The 17,816-nt window shown below is 69.1% G+C and carries 18 protein-coding genes; 11 read left to right on the top strand and 7 right to left on the bottom strand.

The features are described from left to right. The first annotated feature begins 72 nt into the window (after positions 1 to 72). From leuS to N8I71_RS06330, 4 genes are all read left to right on the top strand, one after another. Positions 73 to 2,640 (top strand): leucine--tRNA ligase, encoded by a 2,568-nt coding sequence (gene leuS / locus N8I71_RS06345; RefSeq protein WP_262877102.1) that lies wholly within the window; start codon positions 73 to 75, stop codon positions 2,638 to 2,640. Further along, entirely contained in the window at positions 2,627 to 3,118 is a 492-nt protein-coding gene (gene lptE / locus N8I71_RS06340) for an LPS assembly lipoprotein LptE (protein ID WP_262877101.1), read from the top strand. The genes leuS and lptE overlap by 14 nt, the downstream gene beginning before the upstream one ends. Beyond that, on the top strand, positions 3,115 to 4,146 hold the full coding sequence (gene holA / locus N8I71_RS06335; RefSeq protein ID WP_262877100.1) for a DNA polymerase III subunit delta: 1,032 nt from the start codon (positions 3,115 to 3,117) through the stop codon (positions 4,144 to 4,146). The genes lptE and holA overlap by 4 nt, the downstream gene beginning before the upstream one ends. A 70-nt stretch (positions 4,147 to 4,216) precedes the next feature. Next, the gene (locus N8I71_RS06330) at positions 4,217 to 4,804 is read left to right on the top strand and encodes a glutathione S-transferase family protein (RefSeq protein ID WP_262877099.1); all 588 of its coding nucleotides are present in this window, start codon (positions 4,217 to 4,219) and stop codon (positions 4,802 to 4,804) included. Between the two features lie 3 nt (positions 4,805 to 4,807). Here N8I71_RS06330 and N8I71_RS06325 read toward each other — a convergent pair whose 3' ends face one another. Then, positions 4,808 to 6,016 carry a TIGR03862 family flavoprotein gene (locus tag N8I71_RS06325; RefSeq protein WP_262877098.1) on the bottom strand — a complete coding sequence of 403 codons (1,209 nt, stop codon included), beginning with the start codon at positions 6,014 to 6,016 and terminating at the stop codon, positions 4,808 to 4,810. Here N8I71_RS06325 and N8I71_RS06320 point away from each other — a divergent pair. After that, positions 6,015 to 6,320 (top strand): HNH endonuclease, encoded by a 306-nt coding sequence (locus N8I71_RS06320; RefSeq protein ID WP_262877097.1) that lies wholly within the window; start codon positions 6,015 to 6,017, stop codon positions 6,318 to 6,320. The genes N8I71_RS06325 and N8I71_RS06320 overlap by 2 nt on opposite strands. A gap of 8 nt (positions 6,321 to 6,328) precedes the next feature. Here the strand turns inward: N8I71_RS06320 and N8I71_RS06315 are convergent, their stop codons facing one another. Both N8I71_RS06315 and N8I71_RS06310 read right to left on the bottom strand, forming a co-directional pair. After that, positions 6,329 to 6,952 (bottom strand): enoyl-CoA hydratase/isomerase family protein, encoded by a 624-nt coding sequence (locus N8I71_RS06315; protein WP_262877096.1) that lies wholly within the window; start codon positions 6,950 to 6,952, stop codon positions 6,329 to 6,331. After that, complete coding sequence (locus N8I71_RS06310; protein WP_262877095.1) at positions 6,949 to 7,710, bottom strand: SDR family oxidoreductase; 762 nt, start codon at positions 7,708 to 7,710, stop codon at positions 6,949 to 6,951. The genes N8I71_RS06315 and N8I71_RS06310 overlap by 4 nt, the downstream gene beginning before the upstream one ends. 187 nt (positions 7,711 to 7,897) lie before the next feature. Here N8I71_RS06310 and N8I71_RS06305 point away from each other — a divergent pair, with 187 nt between their 5' ends. The 3 genes from N8I71_RS06305 to N8I71_RS06295 all read left to right on the top strand — a co-directional run bounded on the left by N8I71_RS06305 (position 7,898) and on the right by N8I71_RS06295 (position 11,602). Further along, a complete protein-coding gene (locus tag N8I71_RS06305; RefSeq protein ID WP_262877094.1) occupies positions 7,898 to 9,391 on the top strand; it encodes a DUF2125 domain-containing protein in 1,494 nt (497 codons plus the stop codon). Between the two features lie 86 nt (positions 9,392 to 9,477). Further along, complete coding sequence (locus N8I71_RS06300; protein ID WP_262877093.1) at positions 9,478 to 10,833, top strand: TldD/PmbA family protein; 1,356 nt, start codon at positions 9,478 to 9,480, stop codon at positions 10,831 to 10,833. Beyond that, positions 10,820 to 11,602, top strand: a complete 783-nt coding sequence (locus N8I71_RS06295; RefSeq protein WP_262877092.1) for an inositol monophosphatase family protein — start codon at positions 10,820 to 10,822, stop codon at positions 11,600 to 11,602. The genes N8I71_RS06300 and N8I71_RS06295 overlap by 14 nt, the downstream gene beginning before the upstream one ends. Here the strand turns inward: N8I71_RS06295 and N8I71_RS06290 are convergent. Beyond that, positions 11,599 to 11,754: a hypothetical protein gene (locus N8I71_RS06290; RefSeq protein ID WP_262877091.1), complete on the bottom strand. Its 156-nt coding sequence runs from the start codon at positions 11,752 to 11,754 to the stop codon at positions 11,599 to 11,601. The two genes, N8I71_RS06295 and N8I71_RS06290, sit on opposite strands and share 4 nt — an antisense overlap. A 198-nt stretch (positions 11,755 to 11,952) precedes the next feature. On the opposite strand from N8I71_RS06290, the gene N8I71_RS06285 reads away from it, so the two are divergent. Then, positions 11,953 to 13,254 carry a 3-deoxy-D-manno-octulosonic acid transferase gene (locus N8I71_RS06285; protein WP_262877090.1) on the top strand — a complete coding sequence of 434 codons (1,302 nt, stop codon included), beginning with the start codon at positions 11,953 to 11,955 and terminating at the stop codon, positions 13,252 to 13,254. A 1-nt stretch (position 13,255) separates the two neighbouring features. Beyond that, positions 13,256 to 14,236 carry a tetraacyldisaccharide 4'-kinase gene (gene lpxK / locus N8I71_RS06280; protein ID WP_262877089.1) on the top strand — a complete coding sequence of 327 codons (981 nt, stop codon included), beginning with the start codon at positions 13,256 to 13,258 and terminating at the stop codon, positions 14,234 to 14,236. 18 nt (positions 14,237 to 14,254) lie between these two features. On the opposite strand, the gene N8I71_RS06275 is transcribed toward lpxK, so the two are convergent. Genes N8I71_RS06275 through N8I71_RS06265 form a run of 3 tightly spaced genes read right to left on the bottom strand, consistent with a single transcriptional unit; the run spans position 14,255 to position 16,624 of the window. Continuing rightward, complete coding sequence (locus N8I71_RS06275) at positions 14,255 to 15,385, bottom strand: CaiB/BaiF CoA transferase family protein (RefSeq protein ID WP_262877088.1); 1,131 nt, start codon at positions 15,383 to 15,385, stop codon at positions 14,255 to 14,257. Continuing rightward, entirely contained in the window at positions 15,382 to 16,065 is a 684-nt protein-coding gene (locus tag N8I71_RS06270; RefSeq protein ID WP_262877087.1) for a DsbA family protein, read from the bottom strand. The genes N8I71_RS06275 and N8I71_RS06270 overlap by 4 nt, the downstream gene beginning before the upstream one ends. Positions 16,066 to 16,105: 40 nt before the next feature. After that, on the bottom strand, positions 16,106 to 16,624 hold the full coding sequence (locus tag N8I71_RS06265) for a DUF721 domain-containing protein (protein ID WP_262877086.1): 519 nt from the start codon (positions 16,622 to 16,624) through the stop codon (positions 16,106 to 16,108). Between the two features lie 125 nt (positions 16,625 to 16,749). Here N8I71_RS06265 and mutY point away from each other — a divergent pair, with 125 nt between their 5' ends. Further along, the gene (mutY, locus tag N8I71_RS06260; protein WP_262877241.1) at positions 16,750 to 17,805 is read left to right on the top strand and encodes an A/G-specific adenine glycosylase; all 1,056 of its coding nucleotides are present in this window, start codon (positions 16,750 to 16,752) and stop codon (positions 17,803 to 17,805) included. Positions 17,806 to 17,816 lie beyond the last annotated feature (11 nt).

Genomic DNA, 17,816 nt, shown 5'->3' with positions numbered 1-17,816 from the left:
CATCCGTGGGCCCTTAAACACGCGCCGGGCCTTCTCGCCCGGCGTTTTGCTTTCTCCCGAGGAACCGAAAAGATGTCCCGCTACGACCCCGCGACGCTGGAACCGAAGTGGCAACAGGCCTGGGACGAGGCCGGGACGTTCCTTGCCACGCGCACCGCGGACAAGCCCAAGTACTACGTGCTGGAGATGTTCCCCTACCCGTCGGGACGCATCCATATCGGGCATGTGCGCAACTACACGATGGGCGACGTCATCGCGCGCTACAAGAAGTCGACGGGGCACAACGTGCTGCACCCCATGGGCTTCGACGCCTTCGGGATGCCCGCCGAGAACGCCGCGATGGAGAACGGCGGCCACCCGGCCGACTGGACCTACCAGAACATCGACACGATGGTCGCGCAGATGAAGCCGCTGGGCTTCGGCCTCGACTGGTCGCGCATGTTCGCCACCTGCGACCCGGAATATTACGGCCAGCAGCAGGCGCTTTTTCTCGATTTCCTCGAAAAGGGCCTCGTCTATCGCCGCAACGCGGTGGTGAACTGGGACCCCGTGGACATGACCGTGCTCGCCAACGAGCAGGTGATCGACGGTCGCGGCTGGCGCTCGGGCGCCGAGGTCGAGCGGCGGGAACTGACGCAGTGGTTCTTCAAGATCTCCGACTATTCCGAAGAGCTTCTGGACGCGCTGGACCGGCTGGACGACTGGCCCGCCAAGGTGAAGCTGATGCAGGCCAACTGGATCGGCAAATCCCGCGGCCTGCAATTCGCCTTCGGGCTGGTGGAGCCGACGCGCGGCCACGACCGGATCGAGGTCTACACGACGCGGCCCGATACCCTGCTCGGCGCGTCCTTCATCGGCATCTCTCCCGATCACCCCATCGCCAAGGAACTGGAGGCGCACGACCCCAAGGTCGCCGCCTTCTGTGCCGAGGCCCGGCGCGGCGGGACGACCGAAGAAGCCATCGAGAAGGCCGAGAAGCTGGGCTACGACACGGGTCTGACGTGCCGCCATCCCTTCGACACCTCCTGGGAACTGCCGGTCTACATCGCCAACTTCATCCTGATGGACTACGGCACCGGCGCGATCTTCGGGTGCCCCGCGCACGACCAGCGCGACCTCGATTTCGCGCGGAAGTACGGGCTCGACATCGTTTCGACCTTCGTGCCGCTGAAGGGCGACCACGTGAAGCCCGAGGATGGCGGCGAGGCCTACGTGCCGCCGAAGTCCGAGAAGGTGCACTGGAAGCTCGCCTTCGACTGGAACGACGAGGCCACCGGCGAGGAGGCCATCGACGCCGCGATTCGCTTCTGCGAGGGCAAGGGCGTCGGCCACGGCGTGACCAAGTTCCGCCTGCGCGACTGGGGTCTTTCGCGTCAGCGCTACTGGGGCTGCCCGATTCCCGTGGTGCATTGCGAGGAGTGCGGCGTCGTTCCCGAGAAGAAGGAGAACCTGCCCGTCGAACTGCCCAAGGACGTGAGCTTCGACGTCCCCGGCAACCCGCTCGACCGGCACCCGACCTGGCGCGACGTGCCTTGCCCGCGCTGCGGCAAACCCGCGAAGCGCGAAACCGACACGATGGACACCTTCGTCGATTCGTCGTGGTACTTCGCCCGTTTCACCGCGCCCCGCGCGGACACGCCGACCGATGTCGCCGAGGCCGAATACTGGATGAACGTCGACCAGTATATCGGCGGGATCGAGCACGCGATCCTGCACCTTCTCTACTCCCGGTTCTTCGCCCGCGCGATGCACCTGACGGGCCACCTGCCCGAGAAGTGCAAGGAACCGTTCGATGCGCTTTTCACGCAAGGCATGGTCACACACGCGATCTACGTCACGCGGGACGAGAACGACCGGCCGGTCTACCACTTCCCCGAGGATGTGGAGATCCACGAATCGGGCGCGCGGCTCGGTGCGACCGGCGAGGAGGTGGAGGTCATCCCCTCCGCCAAGATGTCGAAATCCAAGAAGAACGTCGTCGATCCGGTGAACATCATCCAGACCTACGGCGCCGACACAGCGCGCTGGTTCGTCCTGAGCGACAGCCCGCCCGAGCGCGACGTCGAATGGACGGCGTCCGGCGCCGAGGCCGCGAACCGGCACCTTGCCCGCGTGCACCGCATCGCTACCGAGATCGCCGCGTCCGAAGCGGGCCCGCATGAAGCCGACGAGCCCCTCCTGCGCGAGATGCACAGGACGATCTTCGACGTCACCGCCGGGATCGAGAGCTTCGGCTTCAACGCCGCCATCGCGAAGCTTTACGCCTTTACCAACACCCTGGCGAAGTCGCAGGCCGGCGCGGAGGCGAAGCGCGCCGCGATGCGGACGCTGGCGCAGCTGATGTCGCCGATGACCCCGCACCTGTCCGAGGAAATCTGGCACCTGCTGGGCGGCGAGGGCCTGATCGCCGATGCACCCTGGCCCGTCGCGGACGAGGCGATGCTGGTCTCCGATACCGTCACGCTTCCGATCCAGGTCAACGGCAAGCGCCGGTCCGAGATCACGGTGGCGAAGGACGCGTCGAAGGAAGAGGTTGAAAAGACCGCGCTGGCGGACGACGCTGTGGTCAAGGCCCTCGATGGCGGGGTGCCGAAGAAGGTGATCGTCGTGCCGGGACGGATCGTGAATGTCGTCGTCTGACCGCCGCAGTTTCCTTGCGCTTCTCTGCGCGCTTCCGCTCGCGGCCTGCGGGTTCACGCCGGTCTACGCGCCCGGCGGCACCGGCGGCACCGTGCGCGGACGTATCGCCTTCGCGGAGCCTGACGATGCGCTGGCCTTCAGCCTCGTGGCGCGGCTCGAGGACAGGATCGGGCGTGCCGATGGCGCGGCCTACCTCCTGGACTACTCCATCGCGACGACCGACTCGGCGCTGGCGCTCAGCGATACCGACGACATCAACCGCATCACCATCACCGGCAGCATCGCCTATACCGTGACCGAGATCGCGACCGGCGTTCAGGTACAGGCGGGCGAGGTCTCGACCTTCACGGCCTTCGCAAGCTCGGGCTCCCCGGTCGCCACGACCGCCGCGCGGCGCGACGCCGAGCAACGCCTGATGATCGCGCTGGCCGACCAGATCGTGTCGCGGCTTCTGACCGGGGCCGGCAACTGGTCATGAAGCTGTCGTCCCGAGACGCCGGCGCCTATTTCCGAAATCCAGACCCCAAGGCTGCGGGCTGCCTGATCTACGGCGAGGACGCGGTGCGGGTCACGCAGCTGCGCACCGGGGTTCTCGGCGCGCTGCTGGGCCCCGAGGCGGAGGCCGAGATGCGGCTTGCGCGGATGCAGGCGGCGGATCTGAGGTCCGACGCGGCCGCGCTTCTCGACGCGGTCAAGGCGGTGGGTTTCTTCCCCGGACCCCGCGCCGTGCTGGTCGAGCAGGCCACTGACGGCCTCGCGCCGGTCTTCGCGGCGGCGCTGGCGGACTGGAAACCGGGCGACGCCCAGATCGTCGTGACCGCGGGGATCCTGCCGAAACGCTCGGCACTGAGGAAAGTCTTCGAGGAGTCGAAAACGGCCTATGCCGCGGGCGTCTACGACGACCCGCCCGGCCGCGCCGAGATCGAAGAGCTTCTGCGCGCGGCGGGCGTGGAAGAGGTCGATCGGACCGCGATGACCGACCTCGAGACGCTTGCGCGCACGCTTTCGGCCGGCGACTTCCGGCAGACGATCGAGAAGCTCGGCCTCTACAAACGCGGCGATGCGACCCCGGTCGCCCCCGCGGACCTCGAAGCCGTGGCGCCCCTGTCGCGCGAGGCGGAGCTCGACGATATCCTGCACGCCACCGCCGAGGCCGCGTCCGAAACCATCGGCCCGGTCCTGTCGCGGCTGAAGGCGCAGGGGGTCGCGCCGGTGACGTTGTGCATCGCCGCGCTCCGCCACTTCCGCGCGCTCCACGCCGCCGCGTGCCATCCCGGCGGCGCCGAGGCGGGGCTTTCGGCCCAACGGCCGCCTGTCTTCGGGCCGCGCCGCGACCGGCTGAAACGCCAGCTTTCGCGCTGGCGTCGGGCTCAGCTGGAGACCGCGATCTCCATGCTGGTCGAGACCGACCTCGCGCTCCGCTCCTCGACCGAGGCGCCTCAGATGGCGATGATGGAACGCACTCTCATCCGCCTCGCCATGCTGTCCGCGCAGGGCCGGCGCTAGCGGCGGTCCTTGACGGCGGCCGGGCTTGGCCGTCCATATGCGCGCAGGTTCGGCAAGGGGAGAACGAGGCATGTACCAGCTCATCGGCAACGTGAAGAGCCGCGCGCTCCGGGTCCTGTGGATGCTGGAGGAGATCGGCGTGCCCTACGAGCATGTCCCCGCCGCGCCCCGCTCGGAGGAGGTGCTGCGCTTCAGCCCGGCGGGCAAGGTTCCGGTCCTTGTCGTCGACGGTGTTCCGATCTCCGATTCGGTGGCGATCATGACCTTCCTCGGCGACCGGCATCAGGCGCTGACACACACGCCCGGCACGATCGATCGCGCCCGGCAGGACAGCCTGACACAGGCCATCGTGGACGAGTTCGACGCCACCCTCTGGACCGCCGCGCGGCACAGCTTCGTCCTGCCGGAAGAGCATCGGGTGCCCGAGATCAAGGAAAGCCTGCGCTGGGAATTCGAACGCTCTCAGGAGAAATTCGTGCCCCGCATGGCCGAGGACGGGCCGTTCCTGATGGGCGAGGAGGTGACGATCCCCGACATCCTGCTTGCCCATTGCATGGGCTGGGCCGTGAACGCCAATTTCCCCGTGACGGAACCCTTCCGCGACCATGCGCGGCGGATGCGCGACCGCGCCGCCTTCCAGCGTGCGCTTCAGGCCTGAGGCTCAGGCGTTCCACATCGCTGCGTGGCGTCCGGCCCATAGCCCCGTGGCGAGGCACCCGGTGATGAGGTAGCCGCCCGTCGGCGCCTCCCAGTCCAGCATTTCGCCCGCGGCGAAGACGCCGGGCAGTGCGTTGAGCATGAGAGACGGGTCGAGTGCCTCCCGCGTGATCCCGCCGGCGGTGGAAATCGCCTCGTCCATCGGCCGGGGGCCCTCGTGGCGCACGGGCAGCGCCTTGAGCAGCGCGGCCAACGCGGGACCCTCGGGCAAGGGACGGCCGAATTCCTGAAGGAGCGCGCGCTTGAGCGGATCGAGGCCCAGCGCCTGCGCGAGGTGCTTCGACAGGGTGCGTTTCGCCGGACGCTCCGCAAGCCGCGCGGCGACCCAGCCCTCCTCCCGGTCGGCCAGGAGGTCGAGCGCCAGGGGCGCGCCGTCGCGGATATCGGCCGAGACGGCGTAGACCCCGCCGCCTTCGATCCCGCGTGCCGAGATCACCGCCTCGCCCCGGACTTTCCGGTCTCCCGCGATCAGGCGCACGGCCTTCAGCGGCTGGCCGAAATGGGGCGCCATGTGGGACGACCAGTGCACGGCAAAACCCATGTTGGCCGGCCGGAAGGGCGCGAGCGCCACGCTCTTTTCCGCAAGCAAAGGTGCCCAGGCGCCATCCGATCCAAGCCGCCGCCAACTTGCGCCGCCCAGCGCCAGGACGGTGACGCGCGGGCTCAGCAGACGCCGGCCCGCGCCGGTGTCGAAGGCGAAGGCCGCCTCTTCCCAGCCGGTCCAGCGCCAGCCGAGGCGCATCTCCGCGCCGATCCTCCGCAGCCATGCCCGCAGAAGCGGCGAGGCCTTCATCACCTTGGGAAAGACCCGCCCGGTCGACCCGGTGAACACCTCCTGCCCCAAGCCTTCGGCCCAGGCGATGGCGTCCTCCGGGCCGAATGCCTCGAGCATCGGGCGAAGCCAGGGGGCGGCAGAGCCATAGGCGGCGACGAACGCTTCCAGCGGTTCGGCCCTGGTGAGGTTCAGCCCCGATTTCCCCGCCATCAGGAACTTGCGCCCCGCGCTGGGTTTGCCCTCCACGATCACGACGCGCCGCCCGGCGCGCGCCAGCGTTTCGGCCGCCATCAGCCCCGCGGGCCCCGCGCCGATCACCAGGGCATCGACGGCCTCGGCCTTGCCGGCGTCCTGATCCGGCCCATGCTCCTCAACCATGGAGAACGATCCCGTCTGCCCGCTCTGCGAACGCCCGATCCCGGCCCATGCCAAACAGAGCCTGCATCATCTCGTCCCCCGCCTGCGCGGCGGCAAGGGCGGGCCGACCGTTCTTCTGCACCAGATCTGCCACAACGAGATCCACGCGACGCTGTCCGAGGCGGACCTTGCGCGCAATTTCAACACGGTCGAGGCGCTGCGCGACCATCCCCGCATCGCCCGTTTCGTCGAATGGGTGGGCAAGCGACCGCCCGACTTCCACTCGAAGACACCCGGTGCGCGGCGCGGGTGGAAGCGGCGCTGACACGTGCGTCAACCGTCGCTCATCGCCTTGATCCGGCGCAGCACGTCCGGTTTGCCGGCACAGGCATCCGCGGCGATCTCGTGGACATTGGCCATCAGGTGCTCGGGCGCCACGATGCGGTCCACCAGCCCGAAATCATAGGCTTCGTCCGCCGAAAGCTTCTGCCCCCCGAGAAGGAGGAGTTTCGTGCGCGCAGGCCCGATCAGCGCGCGCAGGCGGCCGGGGTCGGAAGGCTGCGGCAGGAAGCCGAGCTTCGCCACGGGGTAGAAGAACCGGGCGTTCGGCACCGCGATCCGCAGGTCGCAGGCCAGCGCCATGCCAAAGGCGCCGCCCGCAAGCGTCCCGTTCAGCGCGGCAACGGTCAGGCAGGGAAGTGCCGCGATCGCGCCCGAGACCTCCTCCCAGAGGGGAGAGGTGGCGAGGCCCGCGCGCGCTTCGTCGAGGTCTGCTCCCGCGGAAAACACCTTGTCGCCCGCCCCCGTCAGGACGAAGGCCCGCAGGCCGTCATCCGCCGCCGCGTCCCGCGCGATCGCGGCGACACGCTCCAGCATGGCCGCGGTCAGCGAATTGGCCTTGTCCGGACGGTCGAGCGTTACCGTCCAGAGGCCGCCCTCCTTTACCAACCCGATCATGCCGAAAGCCCCAGTCGCGCCCGGATCTCGGGCAGACGAAGCGAGACTTCCTCGCCGAGGAATTCGTCCGCGTCTCCCGTGCACATCCACGACAGCGCGACGGCGGGCCATTCGGGCGGGATGTGATCGGTCCATTCCAGCTGGCTGATCGGGTTGACGCCCGAGGCCTTGATCTCCTTCTGCATCTGCGTGGCGACGGTGCCGGGCGACAGGCCCATGGCGCGGATGCCCGCCGCCCCGTGCTCGAGGTGGAGCGAACGCGTCAGCATCGCTGCCCCGGCCTTCGACGCGCAGTAGGCGCTCCAGTGCTCCTGGGGATTGTGCGCGGCGCCGGAACTGATGGTGAGGATCGTGCCGCTGCCTTGCGCGAGCATCGCGGGAAGGGCGGCGCGCATCCCGTGGAAGACACCCTTCAGGTTGATGTCGATGACCTGCCCCCAGCCGGCCGGGTCGACCTCCTCCATCCCGGCGATGGGTTCGATGGCACCCGCGTTGTTGACGAGGATGTCGACGCGCCCGAAGGCGTCGATGGCGGCACCTATCGCCGCCTCCACCTCCCAGTAGCGGGTCACGTCCACGGGAACGGCGAGCGCCTGCGCTCCGATCTCGCCGGCAAGGGCCGCGATCTCGTCGCGGCCGCGCGCCATAAGGACGACATTCGCCCCCTGCGTGGCGAAGGCACGCGCCGCGGAGGCACCGATGCCGCGGCTCGCGCCCGTGATCAACGCGGTCTTTCCCGACAGGTCATAGGTGTTCATCCGCTCGTCTCCGTTTCCGACGCCCCGCCCGGGCTTTGCGGGAATCTGCGGGCCCAGTGCTACCGCTCCGCAGCGTCAGGGGCCACCCCCGGTGCATGGGAGGGTAGGGGTTTCCGGGCTTGACCTCGATACCGGCCCGGTCCGAACATCCCGACCGAGCCCACCCCGGAATGGAGTCCGTGCCCCCATGCCCCGCCGACTGACATGCATATCGATCCTGGCCATAGCGGCCGCCAGCCCCGCCTTCGCCCAGGTCACCGCCGCCGATCTCTGGGCCGAGTGGCAGGAAACCTCCACCGCCATGGGTCAGAGCATGACCGCGGACGTGACCCAGACGGGTGACGGCCTCGTGCTGGAGAACTTCGTCACCTTCTCCGAACAGGAGGGCACGACGACCACCGGCAGACTCGAGCGCGTGACGATGACCGAGGGCGCGGACGGTACGGTCTCCATCGACCTGTCCGATCCCTACGTGCTGACCCTGACCTTCCCCGAAGACGAGGACGGGCCGATCATCACGCTCGAGATCGTGTTGAACCACGAGAACCTCGATATCTCCGTGGCGGGCGCGGCGGGCGCGCGGAACTACAGCTACACCGCCGATGCCGTGACGATTTCGGAGGGGAACATCACCAACGACAGGGGCGAACCCGTGCCCGACATCGACATGGAGATCGTCGCGCGCGACCTGGCCACCACCTACAACATGGCCGGCACCATCGCCGATGGTCAGCGTTTCGACAGCGTCGGCACGGTCGGAAGCGTCGCCGGCCGGTTCGACGTGCGCCCGCCCGAGGCCGAGGAAGGGCACGTCAAGCTCAGCTTCGCCCTCGGCGAGATCGCCTCGGAAGCCACCGGCACGATGGTGGCGCTCGCCACGCTGCAGCAGACCACGCAGGGCCTTCCGCCGGGCTTCGACATCGCGGGATCGACGACCTATGCCTGGTCGCGGCTCGAGATGGCCTTCGACAGCCCCTCGGACACGTTCGACGCCTTCTATTCCAACGAGGGCGGGTCGTTCGGGATCGGGCTGTCCGCCGACGCGCTGAGCTACGACATCTCGGCGCAAGCCATGGAGACCCGCGTCTCCGGAAGCGAGATACCGGTTCCCGTTCAGGTCACCGCGGCCTCCGGCGCCCTGTCGCTCCAGATCCCCCTCTCGGCGCAGCCCGAGCCCTCTTCCGCCGCCGTGCGCCTCGCCTATCGCGACCTCGCCGTGAGCGACGGCCTCTGGTCGATGATCGACCCGTCGGGGCAGGTTCCGCGCAATCCCGCCACGCTGATTCTCGACGCCACGGCTCAGGTGCAGATCCTGCGTGACCTCATGGATCCCGAGACGATGGAAATGTCCGAACCCCCGGGCGAATTGCGCGCCCTCACGGTGTCCGAGCTGGAAATCAGCTTCGGCGACACCTCTCTGACCGGCACCGCCGACATGACCTTCGCGCCGGGACAGATGCCGCCGCAGCCCGTGGGCCGCGCCGATCTCTCGCTTGTCGGTGGCAATGCGCTGCTCGAACAGCTGCAGGCCGCGGGTGTCATCGGCATGGAGCAGGCGGCCATGGCCCGTGGCGTGGCGGGCATGTTCACCCGGCCCGGCGCCATGCCGGACACGCTGGAAACCGCGCTGGAATTCGGTGCGGACGGAACGGTCACGGCAAACGGCATGCCGCTGCAATAGGGGGTGCGGGGTCCGTCGCGCTTGCGTCCGGCGGACCCCCGCCCTAGGTGCTTGGTGCACGGCCATCCCGGCCGGAGGATGTCCCCATGACCGAGCGCCAGACCGACCTCGCCACGCTTGCCGCCGCCATGCTCGACGCCGCGCGCGCCGCTGGGGCCGACGCGGCGGATGCGCTGGTCGTGGACGGAACCTCGCTGACGGTCGACGTCCTGAACGGCAAGCTGGAGCAGGCCGAGCGCGCCGAGGGCGTGGAAATCGGCCTGCGCGTCATGGTCGGTACGCGACAGGCCAGCGTTTCGGCGTCCGACACGCGGGCTGAAACCCTGCGCGAAATGGCGGATCGCGCGGTCAGCATGGCGCGGCTCGCGCCCGAGGACCCGACAGTGGGCCTTGCCGATCCCGAACAGTTGAGCACGCTCCGCGATGCCGACGCGCTGGACCTGTCCGATCCGGCCGAGGACCCGGACCCCGCGGCGCTGGAACAGGCCGCGCTGCGCGCCGAGGCCGCGGCTTTGGCCGTTGCCGGGATCTCGCAGGTTCAATCGGCCAGCGCGGGCTTCTCGCGGCGCAGGATCCATCTGGCTGCGACGAACGGGTTTTCCGGCGGCTACGGCCGCACCAGCCACGGCCTGTCCTGTGTTGCCATCACCGGCGAAGGACTGGGCATGGAGCGCGATTATTTCGGCGAAAGCCGCACCTACGCCGCCGACCTTCCCGACCCCGAGGAGATCGGCCGCATCGCCGCCGAGCGGACCGTGGCGCGCAAGGGGGCGAAGAAGCCGCCGACCGGCGCCTATCCCGTCATCTACCAAGAACGCATCGCCTCGGGCCTGATCGGTCACCTCCTGTCGGCCACCAACGGAAGCGCCATCGTGCGCGGCGCGTCCTGGGCGCGCGACCTGCTGGGGGAAGAGGTTCTGCCAAAGGGCCTCAGCCTGACCGAGGACCCGCTGCGGCCCCGGATCGGCGGATCGCGCCCCTTCGATGCCGAGGGCCTGCCGACGCAGGCGCGCGATATCGTGGCGGACGGCGTTCTGACGGGCTGGACCCTCGACCTCGCCACGGCGCGGAAGCTGGGACTGTCCTCCACCGGCAACGCGGCGCGCGGCACCGGCGGACCGCCCTCTCCCTCGGTCAGCAACGTGGCGCTGACGCAAGGCGCGCAAAGCCTCGAGGAGATGATGGCCGAGATCGGCACGGGGCTTCTCATCACGTCGATGATCGGCTCTTCGGTAAACGCGACGACGGGCGACTATTCGCGCGGCGCCTCGGGTTACTGGATCGAGCAGGGCGAGATCGCCTACCCGGTCAACGAATGCACGGTGGCGGGGAACCTGCGCGAGATGCTGCGCACGATCCGTCCCGCCAACGATGCGCGCACCCACCTGAGCCGCGTCGTTCCCTCGCTCCTCGTGGAAGGCCTGACGATTGCGGGCGCCTGAGGCGGACCTCGCCCTGCTGATGGAAGCGGCGCAGACGGCGGGCGAGATCGCGCGCCGCCACTTTCGCCGCGACCCCGAGATCTGGACCAAGTCCGACGAAAGCCCGGTGACCGAGGCCGACATCGCCATCGACCGCGTGCTGCGCGCGGACCTTCTGGGCGCGCGGCCCGATTACGGCTGGCTGTCCGAGGAAACCGAGGACGACGCGGCGCGCCTGAACGCAGATCGTGTCTTCATCGTCGATCCCATCGACGGGACGCGCGCCTTCATCGACGGGCAGACCAGCTTCGCCCACGCGCTCGCCATCGCCGAGGCGGGAGAGGTCGTCGCGGGCGTCGTCTACCTGCCGATGAAGGACCGCCTCTACGCGGCGGGGCGCGGCATGGGCGCGACACTGAACGGCGCGCCGATCCGGGCCTCCGCCACGCGGGAGGAGCGCGGCGCGCAGGTCCTCGCCACGAAGCCGAACATGCACCCGAACCACTGGCCGGGCGGCGCTCCCGAGTTCGAGCGCGTCTACCGTCCCTCGCTGGCCTATCGCATGGCGCTGGTGGCGGAGGGGCGTTTCGACGGGATGGTGACCTTCCGCGACACGTGGGAATGGGACATCGCCGCCGGTGCCGTGCTGATCGCCGAAGCCGGGGGGGCTGTGACGGACGGCACTGGCGACACGATCTGGTTCAACGCGTCCACGCCCCGGGCGAAGGGCGTCATGGCCGCGCCTGGGCCGCTGCATGCGGCGCTTCTGAAACGGCGCCTCGGGACCTAGCCGCGAAACGGTCGATCCGTCGCGGAGGACAGGCCAGCGGGTTGCGACAGGACTTCGCCAGCGTCCTCGCCCGGAACGGCGGCCGAAAGACTCGCCATCACGGTGACGAGCAGCAGCGCGGCAAGCGCGATGAGACTGGTGCGAAAGGCCATTGCGGCGCTCTCCGTACGAAGGCCGATCGTCGGCCCGGATCATGACGAAGACTACCGCGCGCGGGCTTGCGGCGTGAGTACGGTTCCCCTTACCCGTCGCCCGACCGCTTGACCCAAGGCGGCAAGACCGTAGGGTGCGCGGCGCGAAAGGACGGTGGGCGCCCTTCGGCAGCACCCGACATCGGAGGAAACGGGATCTTGGGACAGTCGATCGCACTCGGTCTCTACCTGGCCTGGTCGGGCCGGGGCGGGCTGTCCTATGCCAACCGGAAGCTCAAGCAACGGCTGGAGGAGGGCAAGGAGGATCCCGCGCGCATCGCCGAACGCCGGGGCGAGCCCAGCCTGCCGCGCCCCGAGGGCAAGCTCATCTGGTTCCATGCCGCCAGCGTCGGAGAAAGCCTTGCGCTGCTGGAACTGATCCGCCGCATCCTCGAGGAACGCGAGGATGTCTCGGTCCTCGTGACGACGGGCACCGTCACATCCGCCGGTGTCATGGCCGAGCGGCTGCCAGAGCGTGCGTTCCACCAGTATATACCGCTGGACGCGCGACGCTTCGTGATGACCTTTCTCGACCACTGGAAGCCCGACCTCGCCGTCTGGTGCGAAAGCGAGATCTGGCCCGCGTTGATCTGCGAAACCCATGCGCGCCGCATCCCGATGATGATCGTGAACGCCCGCATGTCGAAGGCGAGCCATGACCGCTGGCGGTTTCTCAAGGGCATGGCGAAAAGCCTTCTCTCGCGCTTCGACCACGCGATGGTTCAGGACGACATCACGGCGATGTATCTCCGGCGCCTCGGGCTGCCCGCCGACCGGATGGAAGTGGCCGGAACCCTGAAGGAAGGCGCCGCCGCGCTTCCCGTGAACGAGGGCGAGCGCCGAGAGATGACCGAGCATCTCGCCGGGCGCCCGGTCTGGCTTGCCGCTTCGACCCATGACGGGGAGGAGCGGATCGTCCTGGATGCCCACGACATCGCGCTGAAGGTGAACCCCCGGCTTCTGCTGATCCTCGTGCCGCGCCATCCGCAGCGCGGCGACGGGATCGCGGAGTTGCTCCAGTCCGACGGGTGGCGCTTCAACCGGCGCACCGCCGAGGAGATGCCGGACGCCGAGGCGCATGTCTATCTGGCCGACACGATGGGTGAACTGGGCCTTTGGTACCGTGTCGCCCCGATCAGCTTCGTCGGCGGCTCGCTCCAGCCCATCGGGGGGCACAACCCGTTCGAGCCCGCCGCGCTCGGCTCGGCGATCCTGCACGGGCCCTACGTCACGAATTTCGTCGACATCTACCAACGGCTGACCGAGGCGCGGGCCGCCCGCCTCGTCACGGGTCCCGACACGCTGGCCGAGGCGGTGCACGAGCTTCTCAATCCCGACCGCGCCGCGACGATGGCACACGCGGCGTGGGAGGTCGTTTCGGCAGGTGCGGAGGTTACCGACCGGACCCTGGACCGCATCCTGCATCGTCTCGATACCGGGCCCACGGCCGGCGGCGCCTGAGATGCGGGCGCCGGCCTTCTGGTACCGCCCGCCGGGATTGCTCTCGGCGCTCCTGTCGCCGTTCGGCGCGCTTTATGCGGCCGGAACGGCACGGCGGCTCGCCGGCGGCGCGCGCGAACGGGTCGGCGTGCCGGTCATCTGCATCGGCAACATCAACGCGGGCGGCACCGGCAAGACGCCATCGGCGATCGCGCTGGCGATGCGGTTGTCGTCGCGGGGCATCGCAGCCCACGTCGTCACGCGCGGGCATGGCGGGTCGCTGGAAGGTCCCGTGCGCGTGGACGAACGCCGCCACCGCGCGGCCGAGACCGGCGACGAGGCGCTGCTTCTGGCCGCCTTCGCGCCGACCTGGGTGGCGAAGGACCGGCTGGCCGGCGCGCGCGCGGCGGTCGGGGCCGGGGCGCAGGTGATCCTGCTCGACGACGGGTTCCAGAACCCCTCGCTCACCCACGACCTCTCCATCGTCGTCGTCGATGCCGCGCGCGGTTTCGGCAACCGCCGCGTGCTGCCCTCGGGTCCCTTGCGCGAACCGGTGGAGACCGGCCTTGCACGCGCCGATTTCGTCCTCGCCATCGGGCCGGACGAGGCGCAGGTGCGCTTTGCCGGGACGGAGGGCAGACACATCCCCTGCCCTGTCGTGCAAGGCCGCCTTGAACCATTGCCGACCGGCTTGCCGATGGACGGGCTGCCGGTGCTCGCCTTCGCGGGGATCGGGCATCCGGAGAAATTCTTCGCCACGCTGCGCGAGCTGGGCGCCGACCTCAAGGCCGCCCACGCGCTGTCGGATCATCAGCCGCTGTCGGACGCGCTCATGTCGCGCATGCTGCGCGAGGCCAAGACGCTGGGCGCGCAGGTGGTGACCACCGAGAAAGACGCCGTCCGACTTCCGCCCGCGCTGAGGCCGCAGGTGATGACGGTGCCCGTTCGCCTTCAGGTCGCGGATTGGGGACCGCTCGACGAGGCGCTCGCGCGCCTGCTCTAGCGCGGGCCGGCTCTGGTGCTAGGACCAGCCGGGGACATCGTCGTCCTGTCCCAGTTTCGGAGCGGGCCGCGCCTCGGCGATCCCGGCGTCCGAAAAGCGGAAGGGCGGGCGCACGCCGGGAATACCCTCGGCCTCGGTCCGCACGCCCCGCGCGATGACCTGTGGATCGGCGAAGACCTCGGCGAGATCGTTGATCGGACCGGCTGGCACGCCCTCCGCCTCGCAGGCGGCAAGTAGCTCGGCCTTGGACCGCAGCAGCGTCGCCCCGGTCAGCCGCCTCGTCATCTCGCCGCGGTGGGCGATGCGGTCGGCATTCGTCAGGTAGTCTGGATCCTCGGCCATGTCCTTGAGCCCGAGGATACCGCAGAGCCGCCGGTACTGCGCATCGTTGCCGGTGGCGATGATGATCCAGCCATCGGCGCAGTCGAAGACCTGGTAGGGCGTCAGGTTCTGGTGCGCGTTCCCGATCCGCTGCGGCGCGACGCCGGTCGTCAGGTAGTTCATCGCCTGGTTGGCCATGAAGGCGGTCGCCACGTCGAGAAGCCCCATGTCGATGTGCTGACCCCGCCCCGTGGTCTGCCGAAGGTGCAGAGCGGCGAGGATCGCGTTCACGGAATAGAGCCCGGTCAGGATGTCCGTCACCGCGACGCCCACTTTCTGCGGCTGCCCCTCGGGCGCGCCGGTGACCGACATGATCCCGCTCATTCCCTGGATGATGTAGTCGTAGCCCGCCCGGTGCGCGTAGGGCCCGGTCTGACCGAAGCCGGTGATGGAACAGTAGATGAGGCCGGGGTTGATCGCACTGAGACTGGGGTAGTCGAGGCCATATTTCGCAAGACCGCCGAGCTTGAAATTCTCGATCAGGACGTCGGCGCCTCGCGCCAGCTCCAGCACCCGCGCGCGGCCTTCCTCGGTCCGGAAATCCGCCGTGACCGACTTCTTGCCCCGGTTGCAGGAATGGAAATAGGCGGCCGAGACGTCACCCTCGCGCTCGATGAAGGGCGGACCCCAGCGGCGGGTATCGTCGCCCTCGGGCGCCTCGACCTTGATGACCTCCGCGCCGAGATCGGCCAGCGTCTGGCCGGCCCAAGGGCCGGCCAGGATCCGCGCGAGCTCCAGAACGCGGAGACCGCTGAGCGGTGCCGTCATTCCGCGGCGGCCAGAGCTTCGTCCAGCAGCGCGGAAAGATCCGCGTAGCTCATGTTGCCGTGCATCTCGTCGTTGATGATCAGGGTCGGCGTGCCGGGGATTTCATGGATCGCCGTGTTCGCCTCGTAGGTGGCCAGCAACGCCTCGGCCATGGCCTGGTCGGTCAGGCAGGTGTCGAGTTCCTCGTTGCTGAGGCCGGCGGTCCGCCCGATCCGGCGCAGGTTGTCGGCCACGTCGCGGGGCGCGCCTTGCGTCCATTCGGTCTGCTGCTCGTAGAGCAGGTTGGCGATGCCGAAATACCGCATGGGGCCGCCGCAGCGCGCGACCATCCCGGCCCAGAGGCCGAAGCGGTCGAAATACACTTCGCGGTAGATGTAGTTGATGCGGCCGGTGTCGATGTAGTTCGCCTTCAGATCGGGCAGCACGCGCTGGTGGAAGGTCCGGCAATGCGGGCATGTGAACGAGGCATATTCGATCAGCGTGACCGGCGAATCGGGGTTGCCCATCATCATCTCGACGACCTCGGGGGCATCGCCCTCGCTCGCCTCGGCGGTCTGGGCATTGGCGGCTCCCACGGGGAGAAGCGGCAGCGCCTCCTGCCCCGGACGCAGGAGCGCGGTCCCGCCCAGCGCCAGCACGCCGGTGCCTGCCACCCCGATCAGCATCTTTCTACGGTCCATCGATCAGCCTCCGGATTGTCCTTGTTGTGTTTCGCGGTTCCTAGCGGGCGACGACCTTCTGCGCCAGTGCGCTCAGCGCGGCACGAAGGCCCTCGTCCTCGATCTCGTCCAGCCCCTCGGTCGCGGCCGCCAGTCGCTCGGGGTCGGGTGTCCTTTCCGCTGCCTTCGCAGGTCCTGCAAAGGCGACGCGGCCCTCGGCGAAGCCGGTGGGCGCGGTCTGTGTCACCTGGACACGCGAGACGGCGCGATAACCGTAGCAGGCGTTCACGCGCTCCACGATCTCGGTGCCGCGCATCTCCAGGATGGGGGCGTTCGCACCGGTCGTCAGAAGGACCAGCGTTCCACCGAACCCGCGCCCGTAGCCGATGCGCAGCGGCACGGCGATCTCGGCGATATCCGCGCCCACGATGTCGGCCCAGTGGGTGAGTAGCCGTGCCTCGGCGAAGCCGCGTTTCTCCGCCGGAGCGCGCAGATGCGCCGAGACCAGCGTCGCCGCACGTTCGAAGCCGCGCTTGCGGCGCGGGTCTGGTGCTGTGCCGTCGTGGCGCGGCGGGGCCATCGTCTTGCCTTTCCCAACGGGGCGGAGGGGGTTGTCTTTCCCGGTCCGCCCGCAATCTATGCCGTCACGCACTGTTAACCAATAACGAGCAACAAGAGGACGGATAACGCTTGCGTGACGCCGAGATGCAGGACGCCCTGATGCGCTGGTACGACACCCATGCAAGGGTGCTGCCCTGGCGCGTGCCGCCCGACGCGCTGGCGGAAGGCGCGCGTCCCGACCCCTACTTCGTCTGGTTGTCGGAGGTGATGCTGCAGCAGACGACGGTCGCCGCGGTCCGCGACTATTTCCGCCGTTTCACCGAACGGTGGCCATCGGTCACGGCCCTCGCCGAGGCGGAGGATGCCGAGGTCATGGCCGAGTGGGCCGGGCTTGGCTACTACGCGCGGGCGCGCAACCTCCTGAAATGCGCACGGGCCGTGGCGACGGAGCATGACGGCGTCTTTCCGGACAGCGAGGAGGGGCTGCGCGCGCTTCCGGGCATCGGCCCCTACACGGCGGCGGCCATCGCGGCCATCGCCTTCGACCGGCCCGCAGCCGTCCTCGACGGGAATATCGAGCGGGTCATGTCCCGCCTTTTCGCCGTGACCGATCCGCTGCCGGGGTCCAAGCCCGAGCTCAGGGCCCTTGCAGCGCGACTGACACCCGAGGTGCGGCCCGGCTGCCATGCGCAGGCGCTGATGGACCTCGGGGCGACCATCTGCACGCCGAAATCGCCCGCCTGCGGGATCTGCCCGCTGATGCCGGGATGTGCCGGGCGGAAGGAGGGGATCGCCGCGGACCTCCCTGCGAAGGCGCCGAAGAAGGCCAAGCCGACGCGGCACGGCATCGCCTACCTCGTGAGGCGGAAGGATGGTGCCGTCCTGCTCGAGACACGGCCGCCCAGCGGACTTCTGGGCGGGATGCTGGCCTGGCCCGGGACAGACTGGACGGAAGACGCGCCGCTCGAGGCACCGCCCCTTGCCACCGACTGGCACGATCCGGGGCTGGAGGTGCGGCACACCTTCACGCATTTCCATCTGCGCCTCGCGCTGCGAATGGCTGTCGTTGGCGCGGATGCAATCCCCGAGCGCGGCACCTTCATGCCGCGCGCCGAGTTCCGCCCCGCCGCCCTTCCAACGGTCATGCGAAAGGCCCATGACCTTGCGGCAGGGGCCTGGGAGGATGCCACGGGGGATTGACCGATCCCGCG

Source organism: Roseicyclus sediminis (genome assembly GCF_025515305.1).
In the GTDB taxonomy this organism is placed as follows: Bacteria; Pseudomonadota; Alphaproteobacteria; order Rhodobacterales; family Rhodobacteraceae; genus Roseibacterium; species Roseibacterium sediminis.
This window is presented reverse-complemented; position numbering and strand designations above follow the sequence as displayed.

Excerpts from the sequence above, each read along its gene's own strand:
- N8I71_RS06290 (WP_262877091.1), bottom strand. The coding sequence starts at position 11,754 with ATGGCCTTTCGCACCAGTCTCATCGCGCTTGCCGCGCTGCTGCTCGTC.
- leuS (WP_262877102.1), top strand. The coding sequence starts at position 73 with ATGTCCCGCTACGACCCCGCGACGCTGGAACCGAAGTGGCAACAGGCC.
- N8I71_RS06330 (WP_262877099.1), top strand. The coding sequence starts at position 4,217 with ATGTACCAGCTCATCGGCAACGTGAAGAGCCGCGCGCTCCGGGTCCTG.
- N8I71_RS06300 (WP_262877093.1), top strand. The coding sequence starts at position 9,478 with ATGACCGAGCGCCAGACCGACCTCGCCACGCTTGCCGCCGCCATGCTC.
- N8I71_RS06320 (WP_262877097.1), top strand. The coding sequence starts at position 6,015 with ATGGAGAACGATCCCGTCTGCCCGCTCTGCGAACGCCCGATCCCGGCC.
- N8I71_RS06315 (WP_262877096.1), bottom strand. The coding sequence starts at position 6,952 with ATGATCGGGTTGGTAAAGGAGGGCGGCCTCTGGACGGTAACGCTCGAC.
- N8I71_RS06270 (WP_262877087.1), bottom strand. The coding sequence starts at position 16,065 with ATGGACCGTAGAAAGATGCTGATCGGGGTGGCAGGCACCGGCGTGCTG.
- lptE (WP_262877101.1), top strand. The coding sequence starts at position 2,627 with ATGTCGTCGTCTGACCGCCGCAGTTTCCTTGCGCTTCTCTGCGCGCTT.
- mutY (WP_262877241.1), top strand. The coding sequence starts at position 16,750 with ATGCAGGACGCCCTGATGCGCTGGTACGACACCCATGCAAGGGTGCTG.
- N8I71_RS06265 (WP_262877086.1), bottom strand. The coding sequence starts at position 16,624 with ATGGCCCCGCCGCGCCACGACGGCACAGCACCAGACCCGCGCCGCAAG.
- N8I71_RS06305 (WP_262877094.1), top strand. The coding sequence starts at position 7,898 with ATGCCCCGCCGACTGACATGCATATCGATCCTGGCCATAGCGGCCGCC.
- holA (WP_262877100.1), top strand. The coding sequence starts at position 3,115 with ATGAAGCTGTCGTCCCGAGACGCCGGCGCCTATTTCCGAAATCCAGAC.
- N8I71_RS06275 (WP_262877088.1), bottom strand. The coding sequence starts at position 15,385 with ATGACGGCACCGCTCAGCGGTCTCCGCGTTCTGGAGCTCGCGCGGATC.
- N8I71_RS06325 (WP_262877098.1), bottom strand. The coding sequence starts at position 6,016 with ATGGTTGAGGAGCATGGGCCGGATCAGGACGCCGGCAAGGCCGAGGCC.
- N8I71_RS06310 (WP_262877095.1), bottom strand. The coding sequence starts at position 7,710 with ATGAACACCTATGACCTGTCGGGAAAGACCGCGTTGATCACGGGCGCG.
- lpxK (WP_262877089.1), top strand. The coding sequence starts at position 13,256 with ATGCGGGCGCCGGCCTTCTGGTACCGCCCGCCGGGATTGCTCTCGGCG.